This is a genomic window from Streptomyces murinus, from assembly GCF_002154555.1.
Taxonomy (GTDB): Bacteria; Actinomycetota; Actinomycetes; order Streptomycetales; family Streptomycetaceae; genus Streptomyces; species Streptomyces murinus.
The window spans coordinates 1-10,989 of sequence record NZ_MUNF01000233.1; the positions used below are offsets into that span (position 1 = coordinate 1).

Genomic DNA, 10,989 nt, shown 5'->3' on the forward strand with positions numbered 1-10,989 from the left:
TCCGAGGTCCAGGACTGGAGCCAGGCCGTGGGCCGGATCGCCTCCAGGGTGCCGGGTGCGCCGGGTGCCGTGCGGGCGGTGAACCAGGACTCCAGGACCCGGACCCCGTTCAGCTCGTACTCCCAGGCTCCGGCGGGGACGGGGGAGACGCGGCCCTCGTCCAGGTGGAGGGCCTCCTCCTCGGGGTCGTAATGGAGGGTGGCCGGGCGGGGCGGCAGCGGGGCGCGGACGTAGGGGCGGCGGCCGCCGGGGAGCTTGGGACGGTCGCCGTCGCGGCGCAGCAGCCAGAGCAGCCGGCGGCCCGACTCCACACCGTACGACCAGAGTTCCGCGTCGTCGGTCAGCGGGACCGTGCGGTCGGGGCGGGCCGCGGCCAGGAACCAGGCCGCCAGATCGAGCGGGGTGACCTGGACGCCCAGACGGGCCGCGAGATGGTCCAGGAGGCCGGGCGCCAGGTTGGGGTCCGCGGCGGCCGGGCGGCGGTGCAGGGGCCGGATCCGTCCGGTGCGCAGGATCGGCAGCAGCCCGGTGGCCAGCAATGGGTGGTGCTCGTCCGGGGTCTCCACCAGGAAGACCTGCCGCTCGTCCGCCACCCGCCACAGCTCCGGGCGGGCCGCGTCGAGCAGCCGGTGGTCCGGGATCAGCCACTGCTCGTCGAAGGGCGCCGCCAGCACCCGTACCGGCTCCGCGCACGGCCCCTCGGCGCGCGCCAGGCGCTCGGTGCCGCCCGTCCGGCCCGGCAGTTGGCCCACGGCCGAGTGCAGGGTGCGGGCCCTGCTCGGCTCGAACAGGGCCTCGCGATCCGGGAGTTCTGCCTTCAGCAGGGCGTCCCAGCGGGCCCGCAGACAGGCCGGATCAGGGGCCGTCGGCCAGGCGCGGCCCGGCCGCGGCGGTGCGACGGACCACGGCATGAGGTCCGCCAGCAGCGGAGCGTCGTCGTCGTACGGCACGCTGGGCATCGTACGGGCCGAGGGTGCGCGGCGGGTCAGGTGGCGTCCAAGGTCACCGTGAAGGAGAAGCGGTCGCCCCGGTAGTGGATCACCGCCACGTCCAGCACCCGGCCCTCGGTGTCATAGGTGATGCCGGTGTAGTGCAGGATCGGGCTGAGCAGCGGGACCTGGAGGAGGCGGGCGGTCTCCGGGTCGGCGAGCCGGGCCTCCACCGTGTCCGTGATCCGGCTGATGTCCGCCTTGACGACGTCCCGCAGCACCTTCGTCATCGGCCAGCGGACCAGATCGTCCACGTCGATCCGCTCGGCCAGTTCGGGGCGTACGTGGTTGACGGCGTGGTTGGTCGGCTCGTCGGTCTGCTCGTCGAAACGCAGCCTGTGGTACGTCGCCACCTCGGTGAGCCCCGGGAAGCAGTCCGTGAGCCCGCCCGGCACCGGCGCGGGCCCGTGCGCCAGCAACTCCGTGCGCATCCCGGACTGCTGGGCCACGATCGCGTCCACCGAGCCCAGCAGCCGCACCGGGGCGCCGCGCCGCGCATCGGGCTCGATGAACGTGCCGCGCCGCCGGTGCCGGCTGATCAGCCCCTCGTCCTCCAGCTCCTTCAGCGCCTGCCGCATGGTCAGCACGCTCACCCCGTAGTGCTCTGCCAGGCGCTCCTCGGTGGGCAGGCGCAGCGGGTCCGCGGGCGAGCGGCCCAGTATCGAGGCGCGCAGCGACTGCGACACCTGGTACCAGAGCGGCAGCTTGCGGTTCAGGACGATCGAGTCAGGGGCGAATGAGGTCACGCTGATATCCGTACCGGTCGGGAACAACGGGCGCAACAGAGGTGTCAGATACGGAAGTTACGCGTCAGGCCCCGCCACACGTCGTCGTACGCCCGCTGGAGGTGGTCGGCGCCGGCCGCGTCCGGGGTGAGCGTCAGCGGCCAGCGGGTCTCGAACATGAAGGCGAGGCCGTCGTCGATCTTCTGCGGCTTCAGCTCGGCCGCGCTCGCCCTCTCGAACGTCTCCTGGTCCGGGCCGTGCGCCGACATCATGTTGTGCAGCGAGCCGCCGCCCGGCACGAAGCCCTCCGCCTTCGCGTCGTAGGCGCCCTCGATCAGGCCCATGTACTCGGTCATCACGTTCCGGTGGAAGTACGGCGGCCGGAAGGTGTCCTCGCCCACCAGCCAGCGCGGCGCGAAGACCACGAAGTCGACGCCGGCCAGGCCCGGGGTGTCCGAGGGCGAGGTCAGGACGGTGAAGATGGAGGGGTCGGGGTGGTCGTAGGAGATCGAGCCGATCACATTGAAGCGGCGCAGGTCGTAGACGTACGGCACATGGTTGCCGTGCCAGGCGACCACGTCGAGCGGCGAGTGGTCGTACGTGGCGGTCCAGAGATTGCCGCAGAACTTGTTGACCACCTCCACCGGGCCCTCGATGTCCTCGTAGGCGGCGACCGGCGCGCGGAAGTCCCGTGCGTTGGCGAGGCCGTTGGCGCCGATCGGACCGAGGTCGGGCAGCCGGAACGGCGCCCCGTAGTTCTCGCACACATAGCCGCGGGCCGACTCGTCGAGCAGCTCCACCCGGAACCGCACCCCGCGCGGGATCAGCGCCACGTGCGCGGGCTCCACACGCAGCCGTCCGAACTCGGTGTGCAGCAGCAGCCCGCCGCGCTCCGGGACGATCAGCAGCTCGCCGTCCGCGTCCGAGAAGACGCGTTCCATCGAGGCGTTGGCGTGGTACAGGTGCACGGCCATGCCCGCCCGCTGGGTCGCGTCGCCGTTGCCGCCGAGCGTCCACAGGCCCGCGAGGAAGTCGGTGCCCGCGGCCGGCTCGGGCAGCGGGTTCCAGCGCAGCCGGTTGGGGTCGGGCACGGCCTCGGTGAAGGGCGCCGTACGGATCGAGCCGTTGGCCGTCCGGGTGAACCGCGGATGCGCGGCCGACGGACGGATCCGGTACAGCCACGAGCGGCGGTTGTGCGCCCGCGGCTCGGTGAAGGCCGCGCCGCTGAGCTGCTCCGCGTAGAGGCCGAGCGGCGCGCGCTGCGGCGCGTTGCGGCCCTCGGGCAGGGCGCCCGGCACCGCCTCCGAGGCATGCTCATTGCCGAACCCGGTCAGATACGACAGCCCCTCGGCCCTCTTGCGCGCGTCCCCGCTCATGGTCGCCCCCACGCTCCTCTGCGCTTGTCGACTGCATCCGTTTATTCCTATGGGACACCGTAGGAATCAGCGGGCCCGTGCGCAAGAGGGCGGGGCCTCCTCCCTCGGGGGTAGATCGGGAACCCGACTTCAGACGGATTCCCGCGCCCGCCCCCGTGTTCTACGCTCCCGGGCATGTCGTGGACGAAGTCGTGGACGAGGTCGTGGACGAAGGAGACCCGAGGACGCCTGGCCGCGCTCGCGGTGTGCCTTCTGCTGCCCCTCGGCGCGGCCGGCTGCGGCACCGCGCGCGGGGGCACGGGCCTCGGCCCGGGCGGGGACGCGAGCGCCGGGGCGGCCGGCGCGGACTCGCCCTCGCCCGTCGGCAAGGTCCTCGACGGCACCGACGACAGCGGCCGCCATCTGCGCGAGGCCGGCGGCCCGAACGCCCCCGAGGTCGGCGTCGAGGTCACCCCGGACGCCGCCGACGGCTGGGACGTGCGGCTGACCTTCCGCCACTTCCGGGTCTCCACGCCCGGCACGCGCCCGACCGCGGTCACCGGACGCGGGCCCGCCTGCCTCTTCGTGGACGGCCGACGGGTCGCCCGGCTGTACGCGCCCCGGTACCGGCTGCCCGGCCGGCTCGTCCCGCACGGCACCCACCATGTCACCGCCCGCCTGTACGCCGACGACGGCACGGTGTGGGCCGTACACGGCAAGCCGGTCCAGAGCACCGCCGACATAACGGTGTCGGACACCCGGCCGCCGGGGCCCACGCCCGCGGGCGCCGACCGCCTGCCGGACGGCTGAGGGGTTCGCGCACGCCTCTTTCGTACCCTGGGACCAGGTTCACCGGACCCCGGCGGAAAGGCATCATGAAGCCCGTGCCCCACGCGACCTCGCTCCGCCGCGCCCCCGTCCAGCGGCGCAGCGCCGAACGGCTGACCAGGATCCTCGACGCCTGCGCCGAACTCCTCGACGAGGTGGGCTACGACGGTCTGAGCACCCGAGCCGTCGCGGTGCGCGCCGGTGTGCCGATCGGCTCGGTCTACCGCTTCTTCGGCAACAAACGGCAGATGGCCGACGCCCTCGCGCAGCGCAATCTGGAGCTGTACATCGAGCGGGTCATCGGGCGCCTGGAGCGGGCGGCGGCGGGGGACTGGCGGGCCGCGATGGACGCCGTCCTGGACGAGTACCTGGCGATGAAGCGCACCGCGCCCGGCTTCTCCCTGGTCGACTTCGGCAACCAGATCCCGGTCGGCGCCCGCCAGGCGGAGCCCAACAGCCGGGTCGCCGACCGGCTTTCCGAGCTGCTCGCCGGCTATATCGGCCGCACCCCTGACGAGGCGTTGCGGCGGGCCTTCCTGGTCGCCGTGGAGAGCGCGGACACCCTGGTCCAACTGGCCTTCCGGCTCGATCCGGAGGGCGACGAGGCGATCATCCACGAGACCCGGGAACTGCTGCGCGCCTATCTGGGACGCCTCCTGGACTGACCGGTCGGCCATGGGGGCTCCCCGACATGCCAACCGGTCGGTAGGCTCCCGGGGTGTCCGCGCTCCCGCGCCGCCGACCCTCCGGGAGGACCCGTGTCCCGCACCGCCCTGCGTGTCTGCCCGCTGTGCGAGGCCACCTGCGGACTGACCCTCACCATCGAGGGCACCCGGGTCACCGGTGTCCGCGGCGATGCCGAGGACGTCTTCAGCAAGGGCTTCATCTGCCCCAAGGGCGCCGCCCTCGGAGCCCTCGACGCCGACCCCGACCGGCTGCGCACCCCGCTGGTGCGGGAGAACGGGCGGCTGCGCGAGGCGAGTTGGGAGGAGGCGTTCGACGCGATCGCCGCCGGGCTGCGCCCCGTGGTGGAGCGGTACGGCCCCGACGCCGTCGGTGTGGTCCTCGGCAACCCCAACGCGCACACCGTGGCCGGGGCCCTCTACCCGCCGCTGCTGCTCGGCGCCCTGCGCACCCGGAGCCTGTTCACCGCCTCCACGGTCGACCAGATGCCCAAGCACGTCGCCGGCGGACTGCTGTACGGCGACGCCCACGCCATCGCCGTACCCGACCTGGACCGCACCGACCATCTGCTGCTCATCGGCGCCAACCCGCTGGAGTCCAACGGCAGTCTGTGCACCGCCCCCGACTTCCCCGGCCGCCTCAAGGCGCTCAGGGCGCGCGGCGGACGGCTGACCGTGGTCGACCCGCGCCGCACCCGCACCGCCCGGCTCGCCGACCGCCATGTGGCGATACGGCCCGGCGCCGACGCCCTGCTGCTCGCCGCGATGGCCCAGGCGCTGTTCGCGGAGGACCTGGTCGACCTCGGCGCCCTCGCCCCGCATGTCGAGGGCGTCGCCGAACTCCGCGCGGCGCTCGCCGACTTCACCCCCGAGTCCGTCGCCCCCGCCTGTGACGTCGAGGCGGACGTCATCCGCGCCCTCGCCCGGGAACTCGCCGCCGCCCCGACCGCCGCCGTCTACGCCCGCATCGGCAGCTGCACCGTCCCGCACGGCACCCTGGCCAGCTGGCTGGTCGACGTCCTGAACATCCTCACCGGCAATCTGGACCGCCCCGGCGGCGCCCTGTTCCCACTGGCCGCCACCGCCAGGTCCCCCCGTTCGGCGGGCCCCGGCCACGGCTTCCAGCTGGGCCGCTGGCACTCGCGGGTACGGCGACTTCCCGAGACCAAGGGCGAGTTGCCGCTGGCCGCGCTCGCCGAGGAGATCGACACCGCCACCGAGGAGGGCGAGCCGATCCGGGCCCTGATCGTCGTGGCCGCCAACCCGGTGCTCTCCGCGCCCGACGGCGACCGCCTGGACAAGGCCCTCGGCTCCCTCGACTTCATGGTGAGCGTCGACCCGTACCTCAACGAGACCTCGCGCCACGCTCAGGTCGTGCTGCCCCCGCCGCCGCCCTCCCAGAGCCCGCACCACGACTTCGTGTTCAACGCCTTCGCCGTGCGCAACCAGGTCCGCTACAACCGTCCCGCGCTCCCGCTGGAGCCCGGCCGGATGGCCGAGAGCGAGATCCTCGCCCGGCTCACCCTCGCGGCTACCGGTATGCACGGCGCCGACCCCGGCGCCGTGGACGCCCTGGCGGTCGAGCAGACCCTGGCCAAGGCCGTACGGGACCCCGACTCGGCGGCGTACGGCCGCGATCCGGGCGAACTGGCCGGGCTGCTCACCGGTGAGTCCGGCCCCGAGCGCCGGCTCGACCTGATGCTGCGCCTCGGCCCCTACGGCGACGGCTTCGGCGCCAGGCCGGACGGCCTGACCCTGGCCGCGCTGCTCGACCGGCCGCACGGCATCGACCTCGGCCCGCTGCGTCCGCGCCTGCCCGGGCCCCTCAAGACCCGCAGCGGCAAAGTGGAGTTGCTGCCCGCTCCGCTCGCCGCCGATCTGCCCCGGCTGCGCGCCGCCCGCGCCGAACGCCCCGCGGGGCTCGTCCTCGTCGGCCGCCGCCATCTGCGCTCCAACAACAGCTGGATGCACAACGTGCCCGCCCTCACCGGCGGCTCCAACCGCTGCACCCTGCATCTGCACCCCGAGGACGCAGACCGGCTCGGTGTCCTGGACGGCGCGGAGGTACGGGTCAAGGGTGCCGGGGGAGAGGTGGTGGCACCGGCCGAGGTCACCGACGCGGTACGCCCCGGCGTGGTCAGCCTCCCGCACGGCTGGGGCCACGGCCGCCCCGGCACCCGGCTCGGCCACGCCGCCACCACGCCGGGCGTCAACGTCAACCAACTCCTCGACGGGAGCCTGCTCGACCCGCTGTCGGGCAACGCGGTCCTCAACGGCATTCCCGTGGAGCTGACCGCGCTTCTCCCCGGCGAGTCGAGTTAGTCATATCGTCATATTGCTCCGCCAGGGGGATATCTGACGGCGCGCCGGGCCGTGATGCCGTCGGGCGTCGTGCGTATTGGGCAGAGTCCAGACGAGATCGATTTGTATGAAAATCGTCTGACTCGGAGGAAATGCGCATGCCTACCCGGACATTCCCACGCACCGCCGGTACCCGCGCCGGCGCCACCGTCGTCCTGACCGCTCTCGCCGCGGCGGGTGCGTCGTGGGTGGCGGCACCGACCGCCATGGCCCAGGGGGAGAACGGCGACATCAGAGTCCACCGGGTCGGCACGCCCTTCGGCGTCTCGAAGGACGACCCCGTGGTCTGCCGGTTCTACCTGGACGCCGTCAACTTCGACGTCCTGCCCGTCATCGCCTACACCATCACGCCGCAGCCCCCGCTGCCCACCTCCGCCACCGTCACCGGCACCATCCAGCTCGCCGGGGGCGCCGGGCACACCGACCCGCTGGGGCTTGCGGACGGCCAGTACCGGGTCACCTGGACCGTGGCCGGGGCGCTCAAGGAGAAGGTCTTCCGGGTCAACTGCCGGGACAACGGCAACCAGGGCGCGCCCGGCCAGATCGACGACCACCAGCAGGAGCACAACGACACCAGCTGGGGCCAGAGCGGCGACCACGGCGGCCCGCAGGGCGGAGTGCACGCCGGCGGCGGCGGTCTCGTTGACACCGCGGCCGCGTACTCCCCGGTGGGCGCCGCCGCGGCGGTGGGCCTGATCGCGGTCGGCGGGGCCGCGTACGTCCGGCGCAACCGCCGTCGCCCCTATGGCGCCGCGTAGGCGCAGACGCAGGCCCTGGTACCGGACCCGCGCCTTTCGCCTCGCCAGGACGGCCGCCCTCACGGCCGTCCTGGTGACGCTCGTCAGCCGGTGCGGGGACGACGGCTCGCCGGACCACACGGAGACCGTCGCCGCCGGGGCGGGCTCGGTCCGCCCGCTGCCCCGGTCCCGGCCCGCCTCCCTGCGCATCCCCTCCCTCGGCATCGATGCCCAGATCGTCGGCGTACGGCTGGGCAAGGACCGGCAGCTGGAGACGCCGCCGTTCGACCGGCCCAAGGCGGCCGGCTGGTACGAGGGCGGCGCCACCCCCGGCGAGGCGGGCACCGCGATCGCCGTCGGCCACCGCGACACCCCCACCGGGCCCGCGGTGTTCGCCGCGCTCCCGATGGTCAAGCCCGGCAAGACGATCGAGGCGCGGCGCGCGGACGGCCGTACCGCCGTCTACACCGTGGACCGGGTGCAGGTCTTCGACAAGTCCGGCTTCCCCGACAAGGAGGTGTACGGCCGCTCCCGCCGCCCGGAGCTGCGCCTGCTCACCTGCGGGGGCCTGTACAACAGGCGCACCGGGTACAGCAGCAATGTGGTGGTCTTCGCCCATCTCACCGCGACCAGGTGAGTCCGCTCGGCGAGCGTGTCTGGCGCCGGAAAACTATCGCCGCTAGTTTGTGGGGCGGACGACGCGCATCCGCCGGGAGGAAGCAGCATGAAGGCACACGAGGGTCTGTACATCGACGGCGGCTGGCGTCCCGCCGTGCGTCCGGACGATCTGATCGAGGTCGTGAACCCGGCCGACGAGCAGGTCATCGCCGTCGTCCCGGCCGCCGGCCCGGACGACGTGGACGCCGCCGTGCGCGCGGCCCGCGCCGCCCTGCCCGGCTGGGCGGCCACCCCGCCCGCCGAGCGCGCGGCCCGGCTGGCCGCGCTGCGGGACGCGCTCGCGGCCCGCAAGGACGAGATCGCCGAGACGGTCACCGCCGAACTCGGCTCCCCGCCCGCCTTCTCGGAGGCCGTGCACGCGGGCCTGCCCATCGCGGTCGCCGGCAGCTACGCCGAACTCGCCGCGAGCCGCCCCTTCGAGGAGAAGGTCGGCAACTCCACCGTCCTGCACGAGCCGGTCGGCGTGGTCGGCGCGATCACCCCCTGGAACTACCCGCTGCACCAGATCGTCGCCAAGGTCGCCCCGGCGCTCGCCGCCGGCTGCACGGTCGTCCTCAAGCCCGCCGAGGACACCCCGCTCACCGCCCAGCTGTTCGCCGAGGCGGTGCACGAGGCGGGCGTCCCGGCGGGCGTGTTCAACCTCGTCACCGGGCTCGGACCGGTCGCCGGACAGGCACTGGCCGAGCACCCGGACGTGGACCTCGTCTCCTTCACCGGCTCCACCGCCGTCGGCCGCCGCATCGGCGCGCTCGCCGGCGGGGCCGTGAAGCGGGTCGCCCTCGAACTCGGCGGCAAGTCCGCCAATGTGATCCTGCCGAGCGCCGACCTCGCCAAGGCGGTCCACGTCGGCGTCGCCAACGTGATGTCCAACTCCGGGCAGACGTGCAGCGCCTGGACCCGGATGCTGGTCCACCGCGACCGGTACGAGGAGGCCGTCGAACTGGCCGCGGCCGCCGCCGCCAAGTACGGCGACCGCATCGGGCCGCTGGTCAACGCCAAGCAGCAGGCGCGGGTGCGCGGTTACATCGAGAAGGGCGTCGCGGAGGGCGCCCGCCTCGTCGCGGGCGGACCCGAAGCGCCGCGCGAGCAGGGCTACTTCGTCAGCCCGACCGTCTTCGCCGACGTCACACCGGGGATGACCATCGCCCAGGAGGAGATCTTCGGCCCGGTCCTCTCGATCCTCGCCTACGACGACGAGGACGACGCCCTGCGCATCGCCAACGGCACCGTGTACGGCCTGGCCGGCGCGGTCTGGGCCGGCGACGAGGACGAGGCGGTGGCCTTCGCCCGGCGCATGGACACCGGGCAGGTCGACATCAACGGCGGCCGCTTCAACCCGCGCGCCCCGTTCGGCGGCTACAAGCAGTCCGGGGTCGGCCGGGAACTCGGCGGCCACGGCCTCGACGAGTACCTCCAGACCAAGTCCTTCCAGTTCTAGAGGGAGTCCGCCCACCATGGCCGTACGAGCCGCTGTCCTTCCCGCCGTCGGCGCACCCCTGGAGATAACCGGCATCGAGCTGCCCGACCCGGGCCCCGGACAGGTCCGGGTCCGGCTCGCGGTGGCCGGGGTGTGCCACTCCGATCTCTCCCTGTCCGACGGCACGATGAGCGTGCCGGTGCCCGCGGTGCTCGGCCATGAGGGCGCGGGCACGGTCGTCGCCGTCGGCCCGGACGTCACCCATGTCGCGCCCGGCGCGCCCGTCGTCCTCAACTGGGCGCCCGCGTGCGGCACCTGCCACGCCTGCTCGCTCGGCGAGGTCTGGCTGTGCGCCAACGCGCTCAACGGCGCGGCCGCCGTCCACGCCCACACCGCCGACGGCACCCCGCTGCATCCCGGTCTGAACGTCGCCGCGTTCGCCGAGGAGACCGTCGTCTCCGCGTCCTGCGTGCTGCCGCTGCCGCCGGGGGTACCGCTCGCGGACGCCGCGCTCCTCGGCTGCGCCGTGCTCACCGGGTACGGCGCGATCCACCACAGCGCCCGGGTGCGGCCCGGGGAGAGCGTCGCGGTGTTCGGCGCGGGCGGGGTCGGGCTCGCCGCGCTCCAGTCGGCCCGGATCGCGGGCGCGTCCCGGATCGTCGCCGTCGACGTCTCGCCCGCGAAGGAGGACCTGGCGCGCGGCGCCGGCGCCACGGACTTCCTCCTGGCCTCCGCGACCACGCCCCGCGAGATCCGCGCCCTCACCGGCAAGCAGGGTGTGGACGTCGCCGTCGAGTGCGCGGGCCGCGCGGTCAGCATCCGCGCGGCCTGGGAGTCCACACGGCGGGGCGGCCGTACGACGGTCGTCGGCATCGGCGGCAAGGACCAGCAGGTCACCTTCAACGCCCTCGAACTCTTCCACTGGGGCCGCACCCTCTCCGGCTGCGTCTACGGCAACAGCGACCCCTCCAAAGACCTGCCGGTGCTGGCCGAACACGTCCGCGCCGGCCGCCTTGACCTGTCCGCCCTGGTGACGGAGCGGATCGGCCTGGCGGACATCCCGGCCGCCTTCGACAACATGAAGGCGGGAAAGGGCGGACGGGCGCTGGTGGTGTTCTGAGGGGCGAGGTGAAGCGCCCTGTAAGGGGCGCGGGGCTGTGCCGATATGCGGCTCCGCCGCGTGGGCGCGACCGGCCACGACGCACCCGCACCCGGC

10 protein-coding genes are annotated in these 10,989 nt (G+C 73.8%); 7 read left to right on the plus strand and 3 right to left on the minus strand.

Translation table 11 applies throughout. The annotated features are described in order from the left end of the window. The 3 genes from CCN72_RS15680 to hmgA form a co-directional block, all read right to left on the minus strand. Nucleotides 1–959: type ISP restriction/modification enzyme (locus CCN72_RS15680; RefSeq protein ID WP_086808043.1), on the minus strand; the 959-nt coding region annotated here is incomplete at its 3' end. A 26-nt stretch (nt 960–985) separates the two neighbouring features. Continuing rightward, complete coding sequence (locus tag CCN72_RS15685) at nt 986–1,735, minus strand: GntR family transcriptional regulator (RefSeq protein WP_086808044.1); 750 nt, start codon at nt 1,733–1,735, stop codon at nt 986–988. Between the two features lie 44 nt (nt 1,736–1,779). After that, complete coding sequence (gene hmgA / locus CCN72_RS15690) at nt 1,780–3,090, minus strand: homogentisate 1,2-dioxygenase (protein ID WP_086808045.1); 1,311 nt, start codon at nt 3,088–3,090, stop codon at nt 1,780–1,782. A gap of 174 nt (nt 3,091–3,264) precedes the next feature. On the opposite strand from hmgA, the gene CCN72_RS15695 reads away from it, so the two are divergent. The 7 genes from CCN72_RS15695 to CCN72_RS15725 all read left to right on the plus strand — a co-directional run bounded on the left by CCN72_RS15695 (nt 3,265) and on the right by CCN72_RS15725 (nt 10,893). Then, a complete protein-coding gene (locus CCN72_RS15695; protein WP_086808046.1) occupies nt 3,265–3,879 on the plus strand; it encodes a hypothetical protein in 615 nt (204 codons plus the stop codon). 65 nt (nt 3,880–3,944) lie between these two features. Continuing rightward, a complete protein-coding gene (locus CCN72_RS15700; RefSeq protein WP_086808047.1) occupies nt 3,945–4,562 on the plus strand; it encodes a TetR/AcrR family transcriptional regulator in 618 nt (205 codons plus the stop codon). 93 nt (nt 4,563–4,655) lie between these two features. Continuing rightward, the gene (locus tag CCN72_RS15705; protein WP_086808048.1) at nt 4,656–6,902 is read left to right on the plus strand and encodes a molybdopterin oxidoreductase family protein; all 2,247 of its coding nucleotides are present in this window, start codon (nt 4,656–4,658) and stop codon (nt 6,900–6,902) included. A 137-nt stretch (nt 6,903–7,039) separates the two neighbouring features. Then, nucleotides 7,040–7,699: a hypothetical protein gene (locus CCN72_RS15710; protein WP_086808049.1), complete on the plus strand. Its 660-nt coding sequence runs from the start codon at nt 7,040–7,042 to the stop codon at nt 7,697–7,699. Then, nucleotides 7,686–8,315, plus strand: coding sequence for a class F sortase (locus CCN72_RS15715; protein WP_086808050.1), 630 nt, complete (start codon nt 7,686–7,688; stop codon nt 8,313–8,315). Before CCN72_RS15710 ends, CCN72_RS15715 begins: the two co-directional genes overlap by 14 nt. Before the next feature lie 87 nt (nt 8,316–8,402). Further along, nucleotides 8,403–9,794: an aldehyde dehydrogenase family protein gene (locus CCN72_RS15720; protein WP_086808051.1), complete on the plus strand. Its 1,392-nt coding sequence runs from the start codon at nt 8,403–8,405 to the stop codon at nt 9,792–9,794. 16 nt (nt 9,795–9,810) lie between these two features. Then, nucleotides 9,811–10,893, plus strand: a complete 1,083-nt coding sequence (locus tag CCN72_RS15725) for a Zn-dependent alcohol dehydrogenase (protein ID WP_086808052.1) — start codon at nt 9,811–9,813, stop codon at nt 10,891–10,893. Nucleotides 10,894–10,989 lie beyond the last annotated feature (96 nt).